Here is a 14,421-nt window from a genome sequence, read left to right on the forward strand (position 1 = left end):
GCTCAGCCGTCCAGGGACGCGGGGGCGGTCTGGATGCCGGCGGCGGTGAGCTCGGCGTGCCGGCGCAGCTCCGGTGGGATCAGCTCCAGGAGCTGGTCGGGGCGCAGGGGCAGGTCGAGGAGGCTGAGCTTGACGCGGCTGCGGCTGGCGTGCTCGGCCTCGGAGAACCGGACGACCTGGCCCGCCTCCGGGCGCATCGCGGTGGCCAGCCGGTCGCCGTGCCCGAGCTCGCCGGCGGGCGTCCCGTCGACGTCGACGGTGACGGGCGCGCTGTCGGCCGCGACGGCGAGGCGGACCCGGTCCGCCGGGCCGAGCACGACCGGGCGGCTGATGCCGGACATGGGGGCGACCGGCGTGACGACCTGGGCGCCGGAGGACGGCGAGAGGACGGGGCCGCCGGCGGCGTAGTTGTAGGCGGTGGAGCCGGTCGGCGTCGACACGACGACGGCGTCGGCCCGGTAGTAGCCGTACCGCCGGCCGTTGACGGTGAGGTCGAGGGAGACCGCGCCGGTGCGGGACGAGCGGGCCAGCACCACGTCGTTGAACCCGAACCGGGTGGCGAGCCCGGCGCCCGCGTCCACCTCCAGGGCCGGGTGCGGCTCGATGGTGTAGTCGCCGGCGACCAGGCGCGCCAGTGCGGACGGCAGCTGGACCGGCTGGACCTCGGTGAGGAAGCCCAGGTTGCCGTGGTTGACGCCGAGCACCGGGACGGGCCGGTCCACCATGAGCCGCATCGCGCCGAGCATCGTGCCGTCGCCGCCGAGGGCGATGAGGCCGGCCACGAGGTCGGGGAACCGGTCGTCCGGGACGATGTCGACCTCGGGCGGCACGCGGTGCCGGTCGCGCTCGCGGGCCAGCACCCGCCCGGCCCGCTCGCACGCGGACGCGAGGATCGCGGCGATCGACCGGTCCACCGGCCTGGTCGGGTGCAGCACCAGGCCGACCGGGCCCGCGGGCGGTTCGGTGTCCATGCCCCCAGCCTACGGTCAGCGTTCCGGGGGCCCGGATCCGGCGGGTGCCTTTCGCGGCGGCGAATGAATGGCGGAAGGTGACGGTCCCATGAAATGGCGGGCCGTCCCGTAAAAGCCGGGGACGCACTTTCCCATGCGCGGGGCAATGGGCGCTCGGTGGCGCGCGTCCGTGATCACATGGAGGGCGGTGGAGTGGAACTCGCGCAGGAAGAGCCAGCGATATGAGACTAGGGGTGACCCGCGTCATCGCGGGTGCGGCGGTCGGAATCCTCGCGGCCGGCGTGCCGGCCGGCCACGCGTCGGCCGCGCCGCGGCCGGGGCGGGTGCTGCTGGAGGAGCCGTTCACCGGCGCCTCCGCGGACGCGCGCTTCGTCGGGTACGGGTCCGCCTGCCTGACGGGCGCGCGGCGCGGGCAGGCGCAGAAGGAGGCCGCGAACCATCCGCTCGGGGGGTGCCGCCGCGACCCGGCCGGTCCCGTCCCGCCCGGTGACGGGGCCCCGTACGGCTACCTCCAGCTCACCGACGCCCATCCGGAGGAGACCGGGGCGGTGCTGTTCGACTCGCCGATACCGGCGAGGAACGGCCTGGAGGTCACCTTCGAGCAGTGGCAGTACGGGAACACGACGCGGCTCCCGGCGGACGGCCTCTCGTTCTTCCTCACCGACGGCTCCGGGCGGCTCACCACTCCGGGCGCGTTCGGCGGAAGCCTCGGGTACGCGCAGAAGCTGCCGGACGACAGGTCCGACGGCAACGTCGTCCCGGGGGTCAGCGGCGGCTACCTCGGCTTCGGGTTCGACGTGCTGGGCGACTACTTCGGTGACGGGGAGCAGCGCGGGGAGGGCTGCGAGCAGCGCTCCCCCGCCGGAACGGAGCTCCGGCCGCCCGCGCCCGGGCCCAACATGGTGAGCGTCCGCGGTCCCGGGGACGGCGCCGAGGGGTACTGCCTGCTCGGCGCGTCGACCGGCAACCGGACGGCCACGGGCCCGTGGCCCTCGTCGCTGCCGGGGAGCCTGCACGGCGAACTGGACAAGCTGCCCGCCGACGCCACGCCGCGGCGGGCCGCCGACGCGCTGGAGCCGGTGAAGCGGACCGTCCGCATCGTCGTGCCGTCCAAGCCCGACTCCGCGGCGACGGTCGACATCGACTTCCAGGACGGCCGCGGCTTCCGGCGCGTGCTGCGGTTCAGCACTCCCGAGAACGTCCCGAGCACCTACAAGTTCGGGTTCGCGGCGTCCACGGGACCGCTCACGGACGTCCACCTCATCCGCCGGGTCGCGCTGCGCTCCCTGCCAACCCCGTCCGGACGGCAGCCGAAGAAGTACACGCGCGGCTGACCGCGGGGTCAGATGGTGTCCACCGCCGCGCATTCCCGGCGAAACTGGCGCGGCGAGAGCCCGTAGGCACCGCGGAACGCCTAGCTGAAGCGGGCGGGGCCGGTGAAGCCCCACCAGCGCGCGATCGCGCCGATGAGCTCGGGCGTGCGGCGGTCTCGCGTGCGGTGTCGTGGTCATCAGCGCCGCCTCCACGGAGCCGAGGCCGCGGATGCCGACGCGCGCCCGGAACCGGCCGCGCAGCAGCGGGTCGCAGCGCACGTCGTACGGCACCCAGACCTTGCCGCACACCTCGCGCCAAACCGCGGGCGGCCGTGTGGGCAGGCGTCTTTGCGCAGGCAGCGCGCGAAAGTGCCTGGAGACCGAAGAACTGTGCGCGCATGGGCAAGGCAATAATGCAACGCTCCAATTCCTGTGAGCACGCCCTCCCGTTATCGCCGATTCCCGCCGGGATAGGGTCTCCGCCATGACACTGGGAAGCGAATTGCTCGACCGGGCCCGGGAAATGGCGCCCAAGCTGGCAGAACGCGCTCAGCGGGCGGAGGAGCTGCGGCGGCCTCCGGACGAGTCGGTCCGCGAACTGGCCGGCGCCGGATTCCTCGACGTGCTCGTCCCGAGGAAGCGGGGCGGCGCGGAGCTCGACGTGGCGACCGTGTCGGGCATCGCGCGAGAGCTCGGGGCGGGATGCGCGTCGACCGGCTGGGTCGCGGCGATCTACATGCTGCACAACTGGCTGCTGGCCCTGTTCCCGGAGGAGGCGCAGGACGAGGTCTTCGCCGAGCGCCCGTACGCGTTCGCCCCGTGCACGCTGGCGCCCGTCGGACGGGCCGAGCCGGCCGGCGGCGGCCACCGCGTCACCGGCCGCTGGTCGTGGGGCACCGGCATCATGCACGCCGACTGGGTGATGGTCAGCGCGCTCGCGCCGGACGGCCCGACGGTGTTCCTCCTGCCGGCCGGGGAGGTCGCGGTCCACGACGTCTGGTTCACCAGCGGCATGCGCGCCACGGGCAGCAACGACATCGAGGTGCGGGACCGCTTCGTGCCCGCCCACCGGTCGGTGCCGCTGCTCGACTTCGCCCAGGGGAGCACGCCCGGCGCCGCGCTGTACGACGGGCCCGTGTACCGGATGCCGCTCGTCTCGCTGCTCACGCTGGTGGGGGCGTCCCCCATCCTCGGCGCGGCGGAGGGGCTGCTCGCCGCGTTCCGGGAGCGGCTGCGCGAGCGGGTGCTGGTCTACTCGGGCACCAGGCAGGCGGAGAAGCCGAGCGGGCAGATGCGGCTGGGCAAGGCGACGGCGGAGCTGGCCGCCGCCCGGCTGCTGCTCGACCGCACGATCGCCGAGTTGCAGGACCGGTACCGGGACGGCGGCGTCTCCGGGCTGCCCGAGCGGGCGACGGCGCGGCTCGTCGGCTCGCAGACGGTCGCGGTGGCGCGCGGCGCGGTCAACGACATCTGCCTGGCCGCGGGGGCGAGCGCGCAGCTCATGCACATGCCGTTCCAGCGGGTGCAGCGCGACCTCGCCACGATCTCCGGGCACGTCGCCTTCGACCTGGACGACACCTACGCGCTCTACGGCAGGGTCGCGCTCGGCCTCGACCCGGACGCCACGACGCTGGTGTGAACCCGGGCGGGCCGGTTCAGGGTTTGCGGGCGACGCCCGCCACGAACGGCACGTCCTGCCCCTCGACCCGGTGCCCGGGACGCCACCGCGTCACGGTCGTCAGGCCGGGGGGCAGCAGGTCCAGGCCGTCGAAGAAGCGCAGGATCTCGTCCATGCTGCGCGAGATCGCGCCGCCGCCGCCGCGGCTCCCGATCCGGTCCCGGTAGAGGTCCTCGATCTTGTCGCCGACCGGGTTGGCGCAGGCGGTCGACAGGACCAGGAAGCTCCCGGAGGGCACCGCGCCCATGTACCGCGCGACCAGGTCGTGCGGGCGGTCCTCGTCGCCGATGAAGTGCAGGATGCTGACCAGCATGACGGCGACCGGTTCGCGCGGGTCCAGCAGGGCGGTCGTCGCGGCGTCGGACAGGACGGCGTCCGGGTCGCGCAGGTCGGCCTCGACGATCCCGGTCCGCGCGTCGTCGGCGAGCAGCGCCCGCCCGTGCGCCGTGACCTCCGCGTCGTTGTCGACGTAGACGACGCGCGCCGCGGGGTCGCACTCCTGCGCCACCTCGTGGACGTTGCGCGCGGTCGGCAGCCCCGCGCCCATGTCCAGGAACTGCGTGATCCCGTGGTCGCGGACGAGATGGCGGACGGCGGCGCCGAGGAACGCGCGGTTCGCCCGGACGATCGTGTAGATGTCCGGGAGCACGTCGGCCAGGTCGGCCGCGAACCGCCGGTCGGCGGCGAAGTTGTCCTTGCCGCCCAGCCAGTGGTCGTACACGCGCGCGATGCTCGGCTTGGAGGGGTCGTACGTGAACGCGGGCTTGCCGGACCCGGACCGCTCGGACACGTGCACACCACCTGGCGCAGGAGACGATTCCCGACAGATCATGGCACGCATCGGCGGGACGCGAGGCGTTCCCCACGGGGCGCGTCCGGCCCGTCCCGGCGCGTGGCCGGTTGTTGCCAGCACACGGGACGCCGCCGGGCCGCGGAGCCAGGGCGGAAGCCGGAACCGGGCCGCCGGGGCCGGGGGCAGGGCCGGGGCGGGGGCCGGGGCGCGGAGCCAGGCCAAGCCGCCGGGCCCGGGTCAGGCCGCCGTTTTGCGGGCGACCCCGCAGGCGCCCAGGTCCTCGATCCCCTCGCCGGAGTCCACCTCGCGGGGCTCCAGCTCGGGCCGCCACCGGTACGGGTCGACCAGGCCCGGTTCGAGCAGCTCGAAGTCGCCGAACAGCGCGGTGATCTCGTCCCGGTCGCGGAGGGTGCCGAGGCCCATCGCCCCCTGGTACGCCTCGGCGACCTCGCGCATGGCCGGGAGGACGTGGCTGATCGTCAGGAAGCTGCCCGGCGCGAGCTCGCCGCGGAGGCGGGCCAGCAGCTCGGCGGGCTTGGGGTCGGGCAGGAAGTGGAAGAGGGCCAGCGCGCTCACGGCGACCGGCTCGCCGAAGTCGAGCGTCCGGCTGGCGCGTTCCAGGATGCGGTCGATCTCGACGACGTCCGCGTCGATGTAGTCGGTGGCGCCCTCCGGGCTGCTGGTCAGCAGCGCACGCGCGTGCGTGAGCACGATGGGGTCGTTGTCGACGTAGACGATCCGGGCGTCCGGGGCGATGCCCTGGGCGACCTCGTGCAGGTTGGGCGAGGTCGGCAGCCCGGTGCCGAGGTCCAGGAACTGCCGGATCCCGTGGTCGCGGGCGAGCACGCCGACCGAGCGGGCGAGGAACCTGCGGTTGGCGCGCGCCAGCGGCCGCAGGTACGGGCAGATGCCCAGGATCCGCCGGCCGAACTCCCGGTCGACGCCGAAGTGGGCCTTGCCGCCGAGGTAGTAGTCGTAGACCCGCGCGGGGTGCGGCACGTCGGTGCGCAGGTCCATGGAGGGCGGGTTGTCGGTCATCGGGACTTCCTCGGGAGGGACGCGAAGCGCGGCCGCTTCGGCAGCAGCCTAGCGGCGAAAGATCATGCACGCCGCCGGAAAGTCCGGCGAGGGCGGGACGCGCGAGGGCTCCAGGCTCCAGGTGGTCCGGCCGTTTCACACGGTGCGGGACGGAGGAGGTCCGGCGGAATCGCAGGCCTCAGGGTGTGAGGACGACGCGGCGGCCGGGCTCGACGGGTGCGCTCCAGGCCCGTTCGACCTCGGCGAGGGGCATCGCCAGCGGGTCCACGGCGAGGTCGCCAGCGGAGATCCGCTCGGCCAGCTCCGGCAGCTCGGCGAGGATGGCGGCGGCGCCGACCGAGCCCTGGCCGCTGCCCATGATCCGCAGGTTCGCGGCGCGCAGCAGGGCGGACGGCAGGGCGATGTCGGCGCCGGCGACCGCCCCGATCTGGATCCAGGCCAGCGGCTCGGCCCGGTCGGCGCGCGCCCTGGCGAGCGCGGGCATGGCCTGCTGCGCCGGACGTCCCCACAGGTAGTCGAGCACCACGTCCACGTCGGCGGCCGCCGCACCGAGCCGCCGTGCGACGTCCCCGTCCGCGCCCTCCAGGGACACGGTCTCGTCGGCGCCCAGGCCCGGGAGGAGCTTCAGCCGCTCGGCGTCGCGGCCCGCGCCGATGACGCGGCCCGCCCCGAGGGCGCGGGCGATCTGCACGGCGAGCCGTCCGGCGCCGCCGGTGGCGCCGAGCACCAGCACGTCCTGCCCGGGCCGGAGGCCGGCGCGGCGGCGCAGCGCCACCCAGGACGACATGCCCGGGTTCATCCCCGCGGCGACCGCGATCGGGTCGGTCCCGGCGGGCAGGACGAGCGCCCGGCGGCGGTCGGCGACCGTCCGCTCGGCCATCGAGCCGAACGCCGTGCCGGGCAGCACGAAGTACAGCAGTTCGCCGTCCGGCGCGCGGCCGACGCCGTCGATGCCGGGGACCAGCGGCAGGGTCCCCTCGGAGGTGTAGTGCGACCCGTCGGCGGCCGACCGGACCCGCGGGTGCAGGCCCGCGGCGAGCACGTCCACCGTGATCTCGTGCTCGGCCGAGGGCTCGGGGAGCGGGACGGCCTCGTAGCGGGGAGGGGCGTCGAAGGAGCGGACGACGGCGGCGTGCGTCGTCCCGGCGGAGGCGGGGGCGGACATGGGGGCGGACATGGCGGCTCCTCAATGGTTGGTGGCACAAACCAATTTAGTTTGTGCCACCAACCATGTCCAGTAGACTCCCCCCATGGCCGCGGACGAGGACGCGCACGACGACGGGCTCGACATCGTGGACGGGCTCGTCCAGCTGTCCTTCGAGGTCCAGGCGGTCCTCGCCCGGGTCGCCGCCGACCTCGACCTGTCGCTCGCGCAGGTCCGGCTGCTGGGCATCCTGCGCGACCGGGACGCCGAGATGCTGCAACTGGCGGCCCACCTGGGGCTGGACAAGTCCAGCGTCACCGGCCTCGTCAGCCGTGCCGAACGGCGGGAGCTGGTGCGGCGCGTCCCGTCCCCGCGCGACGGCCGCGCCGTCCTCGTCACCCTCACGCCGCGCGGCCGCCGGCTGACGCGCGACGGCGAGCAGAGGATCCGCGGCGCGATCCGCGCGCTCACGGCCGGGCTGGACCAGCACGAACAGGACACCCTGACCGCTCTGGCCGCCCGGATCCTGCGCCCCTAGGCCCGCCTATGCGCACTGCGGTGGTTCAGGCGCGTTCGCGGGGGATCTTCTCGCCGGCCTCGACCGCGATGGGCAGGTGGTTCTCGGCGGGCGGCAGCGGGCAGGTGGCGAAGTCGGTGTAGGCGCAGGGCAGGTTGGTGGCGCGGTTGAAGTCCAGCCGCACGGTGCCGTCGGGTCCGGGCGGGTCGACCTGGAGCGACCGGTTCGCCGCGTAGGTGGTGACGCCGGACGTCTCGTCGGTGAACAGCACGAACAGGCTGCCGGGCGCCGCGCCGCCGAACGCGGTGAGGGCGAACGCCCGGCCGTCCAGCTCGAACTCGACGCGGCCCGGCGCGTCGTAGACGTGCTGGAGCCCCTCGACCGCGGCGCCGACGGCCGTCGGGCGCGGCTCGTCGAACGCGACGTAGCGGCCCTCGGCGACCCAGCGCGGGTCGGGCGCGAAGGCGGGCGTGCCGCGGTAGGACGTCCGCAGCGGGTGGCCGGGGTGCCGCGGGCGGACGACGTCGTACCCGCCGCGCTTGGCCACCTCAATCACCGCGTCGCCCCACCGGGCGGTGACGCCGCCCCGCTCGGGCAGGACCCCGAACCGGTGCTCGCCGCGCACGGGCCGCCCGTCCACGACGAGCTCCTCGTCCTCGGCGAGGACGACGGTGACGCCGTCCGGGCCGGTGGACCAGGCGCCCGGCGCGTCGCCGAACCGTTCCGGCTCGTCCGTCAGCCAGTGCAGGCCGGTGACGGCGAGGAAGCCGTGCGGGTCGGCGAGCCGCGCCTCGTGCTCGCGGTGCCAGTCCTCCCATTCCCGGGCGAAGTCGGTTCCGGTGGTCGAGACGGTCATGTCCGCTCCTCAGGTCGTTCGGATCCGGTCGGTCCGCCGGCGCGCACGCGGCCGCCGGGGATGGCGGCCAGCAGCTCGCGGGTGTAGGGGTGGGCGGGGTCGTCGAAGATCCGCCCGGTCGCGCCCGTCTCGACGATCCGCCCGGCCCGCATGACCGCGACGCGGTGCGCGATCCGCCGGACGACCGCGAGGTCGTGCGAGATGAACAGGTACGCCACGCCGGTCGCGGCCTGGAGCTCGGCGAGCAGCTCCAGCACCTGTGCCTGGACGGACACGTCCAGCGCCGAGACCGGCTCGTCGCACACGACCAGGTCGGGGCCGAGCGCGAGCGCGCGGGCGATCGCGACGCGCTGCCGCTGGCCGCCGGACAGCTCGGCGGGCCTGCGGTCCAGCGTCGCGGCGGGGAGGGCGACGCGGTCGAGGAGCTCGCGGGCGCGGGCGGTGCGGGACGCCCGGTCGCCGATCCGGAAGGCGCGCAGGGGTTCGGTGACGACCTCGCCGATCGTGAACCGCGGGTCGAGCGAGGCGTAGGGGTTCTGGTAGACGAGCTGGGCGCGGCGCCGGAGGCGGCGCAGCTTCTCCCCGCGGAGGGCGGTGACGTCCTCGCCGTCGAAGACGATCCGTCCGGAGGTCGGCGGGACGAGCCGCAGCACCAGCCGCGCGGTGGTCGACTTGCCCGATCCGGACTCCCCGACCAGCGCGAGCGTCTCCCCGCGGTGGACGGTGAGGTCGACGTCGTCCACCGCGCGGACCGTGCGGGCGGAGCCGCTCCCGTGCGGCAGCGGGAACTCCTTGACCAGGTGCTCGACCTCCACCAGGGGCGCGGCCGCCCCATCGCCGGGCACCGGCGCGGCCGGCGGGGTGCGCGGCTCGGCGGCGGCGAGGCTGGGCGCGCTGCGCAGCAGGCGCCGCGTGTAGGCGTCGCGTGGGTCGTCGAGGACGCGCCGGGCCGGTCCGGTCTCGACGACGCGGCCCCGGGACATCACGACGACGCGGTCGGCGCGGTCCGCGGCCACGCCGAGGTCGTGGGTGACGAGCAGGACGGCGCTGCCGAGCTCGCCGGTGAGGTGCTGGAGGTGGTCGAGGATCCGGCGCTGGACGGTGACGTCGAGCGCGCTGGTCGGCTCGTCCGCGACGATCAGCTTCGGGCCCGCCGCGATGGCGATCGCGATGAGCGCGCGCTGCCGCATGCCGCCGGACAGCTCGTGCGGGTACTGCCGGGCGCGCGTCGCGGGGTCGGGCAGCCCGGCCCGGCCGAGCAGCTCGACGGCGGCCGGCGGGGCGGTGCGGCGGGTCGCGAGCCCGTGCAGGCGCAGCACCTCCGCCACCTGCTCGCCGACGCGCTTCACCGGGTTCAGCGACACGGCCGGGTCCTGCGGGACGAGCCCGATCTGCGCGCCCCGGACGGTCCGCAGCTCCCGCTCGGAGAGCGTCGCGAGGTCCCGTCCGCCGAACACGATCCGGCCCGCGTCGACCGAGGCGTTGTCGGCGAGCAGCCGCGTGACGGCGTGGGCGGTGGTGCTCTTTCCCGAGCCCGACTCCCCCACCAGCGCGACGATCTCACCGGCACGGACGTCGAGGTCGACGTCCCGCACGGCCTCCAGCAGGCCGGTCCGGGTGCGGTAGGAGACCGACAGGCCGCGCACTTCGAGCAGCGCGCCGTCGTCCCGGGTCTGCTCCGGGACGGTCCGCGTCTCGGTTCCGGTCATCGCTGCCTCGCCCATTCCCCGTCCAGGGCCCGGGCGATCCGGTTCGCGGCGAGCACGGTCGCCACGATGGTCAGCCCGGGCAGCGCGGTCATCCACCACGCGTTCGCCAGGTAGTTGCGGCCGTTGGAGATCAGGCTCCCCCACTCCGGCGCGGGCGGCGCCGCGCCGTACCCGAGGAAGCTCAGCGACGACACCGACAGGATCGCCGTGCCGAACTCCAGGGTGGCCAGCACGAGCACCGGGCCGATCGCGTTGGGCAGCACGTGCCGTCCGAGGACGCTGTACCAGCGCGCCCCGGACGAGCGCGCGGCCTCGACGAACACGGCCTGCCGGACGCGCATCACCTCCGCCCGCATCACCCGGGCGAACGCGGCCACGCTCGCGACGCCGACGGCCAGCGCGACCTTCACCGTCCCGTAGCCGAGCGCGGTGACGAGCGCCAGGGACAGGAACAGCGCGGGAATGGACAGCATGACGTCGACGCACCGCATGAGCACGTCGTCGATCCACCGTCCGGCGAACCCGGCCAGCAGGCCCAGGAGGCCGCCGACGGCGAAGGCGACCCCCAGCGCGATCAGCGTGGCCTGGAGGGAGAGCGCGGTGCCGTGCACGACCCGCGCGTACAGGTCGCGGCCGAGCTCGTCGGTGCCGAACCAGTGCCCGGCGCCCGGTGCCCGGAACGCCTGCGCGGGCGTCCCGGCGAGGGGGTCGCGCGAGGTGAACAGGCCGGGCGCGAACGACGCCGCGAACACCGCCCCGATCACGAGGACCGACAGGACGAGCCCCGGCCTGCGCAGCAGGAACCGCGCCAGGCGCCGGGCGTCGAAGCGGCGGTACGGGGTCCAGCCGACCGGGTCGGCCGCCGCGGTCGGGTCCAGTGCCGCCGCGGTGTCCAGAGCGGGGTGCCCGGGATCCAGCGCGCTGCTCATGCGAGGCTCCACCGGCGGTCGCCCGCCACGACGATCCGCGGGTCGAGCAGCGGGTAGACCAGGTCCACGGCGAGGTTCGCCGTGACGAACACGAACGCGCCGAACACGACGACGCCCTGGACGACGGGGAGGTCCTGCGTCGAGACCGCGCTCGCGGTGACCCGTCCGAGGCCGTTGCGGGAGAACACGGTCTCCACGACCACCGAGTTGGCCATGAGCTGCCCCACCAGCACCCCGATGACCGCCAGGGCGGGCAGCGAGGCGTTGCGGAGCACGTGCCGCAGGTGGATCCGCGCCCGGCCCGCCCCCTTCGCGCGGGCCGTCGCGACGTACGGCTCGTCCAGCGCGGTCAGCAGGCTCTTGGCCAGCACCTGCGCGATGATCGCGCCGGTCGGGATCGCCAGCGTCAGGGCGGGCAGCACCAGCCCGCGCAACCCCTCGTTGCCGAACGCGGGGAACAGCCGCAGCCGGAACGAGAACACCTCCACGAGCATCAGGCCCGCCCAGAACGCCGGGACGGACACCCCGAGCGGCGGCAGCGACAGCAGCGCCTGCCGCAGCCACCGCCGGGACGTGTAGGTCGCCGCCAGGGCGAGCCCGCCGCCGGCCGCCACGGCGAGCAGCATCGCCGTCCCGGCGAGCAGCAGGGTCTGCGGCAGCGCATCGCCGATCGTGGACGTGACGGACCGCCCGGTGGCCACCGAGTCGCCGAAGTCGCCGCGCAGCGCCCGGCCGAGGTAGTCGGCGTATTGCGCGAGCACCGGCCGGTCGAAGCCGTACTCGGCGCGCAGCCGCGCGACCTGCGCGGGATCGACCCCCGCCTGGTCGGCCCCCACGCCGGCCATCGCCGTGACCGGATCGCTGGGCAGCCGGTTCAGGACCAGGAACGAGACCGTGTAGGCCGCCCACAGCACCCCGGCCGCCTGCGCGAGACGCCTGAGCACGTACCGTCGCATGCCGTCGAACACCCCTCTCCGCGCCGGTCAGCCGATCCATGTGTCGTGCAGCTGGATGCGGCTCGACGCGTCGAACCTCAGGTCGTGGACCTTCTTCGCGACGCCCAGCTCCGTCTGGAGCTCCACGACCGGGACCACGTAGGCGCGCTGGACGACCTCCCGCTGCGCCTGCCCGACCAGCCGCCTCCGTGCGGCATCGTCGGTGGCGGCCGCCTGCTCGTCCAGGACCGTGTCGAGGCCGGACGGCGGGATCTTGTAGATGTTCGCCAGGCGCGTCGAGTAGGAGCTGCGGAGGATGTCCGGGTCGGCGCGGGTGATGTTCCCCCACAGCGCGTCGAAGTCGCCGGACGCCTGGATCTGCGCGAGCTGCGCGATCTGCTGCTCCTTCAGCTCGACCTGGACGCCCACGGCCTTGAGCTGCTGCTGGACGAGCTCCAGCGAGGGCCGGTTGGTCGCGGCGTTGGCGAACCACTTGACGGTGACGGCCAGTTTCGCGCCGCCCTTCGTCCGGACGCCGTCGCTCCCCGCCGTCCACCCGGCCGAGTCCAGCAGCGACCGGGCCCGCGCCTGGTCGAGCGCGAGCAGCGGCCCGAGGTCGGTGTAGCCGGGCGTGGTGTGCGCGAGGACGCTGGTGGCCGGCCGGGTCCCCGCCGGGAACACGGTCTCGGCGACCTGCCGGCGGTTCACCGCCAGCGAGATCGCCTGCCGGACCCTCTCGTCCTTGAACCGCGCGTTGTTGAAGGTGATCCCGAAGACCACGCCGGGATTGGCACGTGCCAGCAGCTGGGCGCCGGACGCCTTCAGCGCCGCCTCGTCCGCCCGTCCCACGCTGCCGATCGCGTCGACCTGCCCCGACTGGAGGCCGCCGGTGCGGACGCCCGACTCGGGCAGCACCTTGAACGCGAGCCGGTCCAGATAGGCCTCGCCCTGTTTCTTCCACAGCGACGAGCCCCACGCGTAGCCCTTGCGCCTGGTCAGCGTGATCGACTGGTTGACCGCGTACTTCGCCAGGACGAACGGCCCGGACCCGACGATCCCCTGCGCGCAGCGCTGCTCCGGCGTTTTGCGCACGCTCGCCGCGGACTCGATCCCGAGCGAGTGCGTGGCCGTCGCCTGGAGGAACTGGGCGTTCGGGCTCTTGAACCGGACCCGCGCGGTGAGGGGATCGACGACGGTCGTGCCCTCGTACCCGTTGAGGTAGCCCTTGGCCAGCAGGCCCAGCACGCCGAGCTTCGGCACGGCGTCGAAGTTCGCCTTGACGACGTCCGCGGTGAGCGGCGTGCCGTCGCTGAACGTCACCCCTTGCCGCAGGTGGAAGGTGTACGTCCTGGCGTCCTTGCTGACCTCCCAGCGCTGGGCGAGCCACGGGACGATCCGTCCCGTCGCCGGGTCCTGGTCGGTCAGCGAGTCGACGAGCTGCCGCACCGAGTAGATCGTGTCGTTGCTCCCGACCTGCTGCGGATCGACGCACGCGGCGTCCGACCCGACCGCGAAGGTGAGCGTCCCGCCGGACCTCGGCGTCCCCGAGGCCCCCGCACCGGAACCCCCGTCACCGCATCCGGCGACCAGCCCCACGGCGACCACCAGTGCTCCGGGCACCGTCAAGGCGCTCCACGTTCGTCCCATGGCGGGGTTCTCCCATCGGCAGCTCCAACCCTGCCGACAAGGTAGGCACGCGGCGATCATTCCGTCAATACCTACCAGGAAAGTAGGGATCACGTCCGGCCCGGCGGCCGTCCGGCGAGGTCAGCGCAGATGCGCGTCGGCGTACCGGTCGATCTGGTCCGCCGCGCGGTCGAGGGCCGCCTGCGAGGCGCCGCGCGGACGCATGATCTCGTCCAGCCGATAGGTCAGCGCGGCGGCGCAGACGCGGGCCTGCGCACGGGGCAGCTCGCACGTGATGAACAGTCCCAGGTCCGAGAGACCCGAACGCCATGGCGTGTACATGAGCAGCGACACACCGTCCCAGCCGGTGCTCGACAGGGGATCGCCCGTCACCAGGTAGGCGCGGGCGCCGGGCACCCCCGTCGGGACGTCCTGCCGGTCCGGGGTCGGCCGGGGCCCGCCGCAGTTCTGTGGCTGATCCCGATGGATCTTGGCCGCCTCGTCCGTCCCGGGCCAGAACCCGCACTCGTAACCGTCGGCATAGAGCACCACGTTCACGCCCCTGACCGCCGCGACCCCGATACCGCTCCCACCGCTCCCGGTGCACTTCCGCCCCGCCGGACCGAGGAACCGGACGCCGCGCAACGGCACCTGGTACACGGCCGTGCCCTCCGGGAGCCGCACCTCGCTCGGCAGCCGGACCCGTCCGGGCGGCGACGTCTGCTCGTTGAACGAGCACGACCGGACCGGCACCTCGACGGCCGCCCGGGTCGCCGAGGGCTTCGGATCCGCCGTCGCCCGCTGGACGGCGACCGTCCCCGCGGTCCCGGCCCCGGCCGCCAGCGCGGTGCCGACGACGGCCGCGGTGACCTTGCCCGCGGTGGTGGCGAGCACCCCCGTCTGCGCGGCGAC

The 14,421-nt window shown here is 74.6% G+C and carries 13 protein-coding genes; 3 read left to right on the top strand and 10 right to left on the bottom strand.

The window, feature by feature from the left end; translation table 11 throughout:
* Positions 1 to 2: 2 nt before the first annotated feature.
* Positions 3 to 971 carry an NAD(+)/NADH kinase gene (locus tag E1300_RS24560; RefSeq protein ID WP_131759421.1) on the bottom strand — a complete coding sequence of 323 codons (969 nt, stop codon included), beginning with the start codon at positions 969 to 971 and terminating at the stop codon, positions 3 to 5.
* Positions 972 to 1,204: 233 nt separating this feature from the next.
* On the opposite strand from E1300_RS24560, the gene E1300_RS24565 reads away from it, so the two are divergent.
* Both E1300_RS24565 and E1300_RS24570 read left to right on the top strand, forming a co-directional pair.
* The gene (locus E1300_RS24565) at positions 1,205 to 2,305 is read left to right on the top strand and encodes an L-type lectin family protein (protein ID WP_131759422.1); all 1,101 of its coding nucleotides are present in this window, start codon (positions 1,205 to 1,207) and stop codon (positions 2,303 to 2,305) included.
* Positions 2,306 to 2,768: 463 nt separating this feature from the next.
* On the top strand, positions 2,769 to 3,923 hold the full coding sequence (locus tag E1300_RS24570) for an acyl-CoA dehydrogenase family protein (RefSeq protein WP_131759423.1): 1,155 nt from the start codon (positions 2,769 to 2,771) through the stop codon (positions 3,921 to 3,923).
* A gap of 16 nt (positions 3,924 to 3,939) precedes the next feature.
* On the opposite strand, the gene E1300_RS24575 is transcribed toward E1300_RS24570, so the two are convergent.
* The 3 genes from E1300_RS24575 to E1300_RS53490 form a co-directional block, all read right to left on the bottom strand.
* On the bottom strand, positions 3,940 to 4,752 hold the full coding sequence (locus E1300_RS24575; protein ID WP_165502977.1) for an SAM-dependent methyltransferase: 813 nt from the start codon (positions 4,750 to 4,752) through the stop codon (positions 3,940 to 3,942).
* Positions 4,753 to 4,992: 240 nt separating this feature from the next.
* A complete protein-coding gene (locus tag E1300_RS24580) occupies positions 4,993 to 5,793 on the bottom strand; it encodes an SAM-dependent methyltransferase (RefSeq protein ID WP_131759425.1) in 801 nt (266 codons plus the stop codon).
* A gap of 178 nt (positions 5,794 to 5,971) precedes the next feature.
* Positions 5,972 to 6,970 carry a quinone oxidoreductase family protein gene (locus E1300_RS53490; protein ID WP_207399930.1) on the bottom strand — a complete coding sequence of 333 codons (999 nt, stop codon included), beginning with the start codon at positions 6,968 to 6,970 and terminating at the stop codon, positions 5,972 to 5,974.
* Positions 6,971 to 7,043: 73 nt separating this feature from the next.
* On the opposite strand from E1300_RS53490, the gene E1300_RS24590 reads away from it, so the two are divergent.
* The gene (locus E1300_RS24590; protein ID WP_131759426.1) at positions 7,044 to 7,475 is read left to right on the top strand and encodes a MarR family winged helix-turn-helix transcriptional regulator; all 432 of its coding nucleotides are present in this window, start codon (positions 7,044 to 7,046) and stop codon (positions 7,473 to 7,475) included.
* Between the two features lie 25 nt (positions 7,476 to 7,500).
* Here the strand turns inward: E1300_RS24590 and E1300_RS24595 are convergent, their stop codons facing one another.
* From E1300_RS24595 to E1300_RS50285, 6 genes are all read right to left on the bottom strand, one after another.
* Entirely contained in the window at positions 7,501 to 8,310 is an 810-nt protein-coding gene (locus E1300_RS24595; RefSeq protein ID WP_131759427.1) for a DUF1684 domain-containing protein, read from the bottom strand.
* Complete coding sequence (locus E1300_RS24600; protein ID WP_207399931.1) at positions 8,307 to 10,019, bottom strand: dipeptide ABC transporter ATP-binding protein; 1,713 nt, start codon at positions 10,017 to 10,019, stop codon at positions 8,307 to 8,309. The genes E1300_RS24595 and E1300_RS24600 overlap by 4 nt, the downstream gene beginning before the upstream one ends.
* Positions 10,016 to 10,948, bottom strand: coding sequence for an ABC transporter permease (locus E1300_RS24605; RefSeq protein ID WP_131759429.1), 933 nt, complete (start codon positions 10,946 to 10,948; stop codon positions 10,016 to 10,018). The genes E1300_RS24600 and E1300_RS24605 overlap by 4 nt, the downstream gene beginning before the upstream one ends.
* Positions 10,945 to 11,904 (bottom strand): ABC transporter permease, encoded by a 960-nt coding sequence (locus E1300_RS24610; RefSeq protein WP_131759430.1) that lies wholly within the window; start codon positions 11,902 to 11,904, stop codon positions 10,945 to 10,947. Before E1300_RS24610 ends, E1300_RS24605 begins: the two co-directional genes overlap by 4 nt.
* 27 nt (positions 11,905 to 11,931) lie before the next feature.
* Entirely contained in the window at positions 11,932 to 13,503 is a 1,572-nt protein-coding gene (locus E1300_RS24615) for an ABC transporter substrate-binding protein (RefSeq protein WP_242619380.1), read from the bottom strand.
* A gap of 147 nt (positions 13,504 to 13,650) precedes the next feature.
* The coding region (locus tag E1300_RS50285; RefSeq protein ID WP_165502978.1) for a hypothetical protein at positions 13,651 to 14,421 on the bottom strand (771 nt) is incomplete at its 5' end.

Origin of the sequence: Actinomadura fibrosa (assembly GCF_900659615.1) — a bacterium.
Classification (GTDB): domain Bacteria; phylum Actinomycetota; class Actinomycetes; order Streptosporangiales; family Streptosporangiaceae; genus Spirillospora; species Spirillospora fibrosa.

Bases quoted from the DNA above. Each gene is read 5' to 3' on its own strand.
- E1300_RS53490 (WP_207399930.1), bottom strand. From the start codon at position 6,970: ATGTCCGCCCCCATGTCCGCCCCCGCCTCCGCCGGGACGACGCACGCC.
- E1300_RS24610 (WP_131759430.1), bottom strand. From the start codon at position 11,904: ATGCGACGGTACGTGCTCAGGCGTCTCGCGCAGGCGGCCGGGGTGCTG.
- E1300_RS24560 (WP_131759421.1), bottom strand. From the start codon at position 971: ATGGACACCGAACCGCCCGCGGGCCCGGTCGGCCTGGTGCTGCACCCG.
- E1300_RS24580 (WP_131759425.1), bottom strand. From the start codon at position 5,793: ATGACCGACAACCCGCCCTCCATGGACCTGCGCACCGACGTGCCGCAC.
- E1300_RS24590 (WP_131759426.1), top strand. From the start codon at position 7,044: ATGGCCGCGGACGAGGACGCGCACGACGACGGGCTCGACATCGTGGAC.
- E1300_RS24570 (WP_131759423.1), top strand. From the start codon at position 2,769: ATGACACTGGGAAGCGAATTGCTCGACCGGGCCCGGGAAATGGCGCCC.
- E1300_RS24605 (WP_131759429.1), bottom strand. From the start codon at position 10,948: ATGAGCAGCGCGCTGGATCCCGGGCACCCCGCTCTGGACACCGCGGCG.
- E1300_RS24595 (WP_131759427.1), bottom strand. From the start codon at position 8,310: ATGACCGTCTCGACCACCGGAACCGACTTCGCCCGGGAATGGGAGGAC.
- E1300_RS24600 (WP_207399931.1), bottom strand. From the start codon at position 10,019: ATGACCGGAACCGAGACGCGGACCGTCCCGGAGCAGACCCGGGACGAC.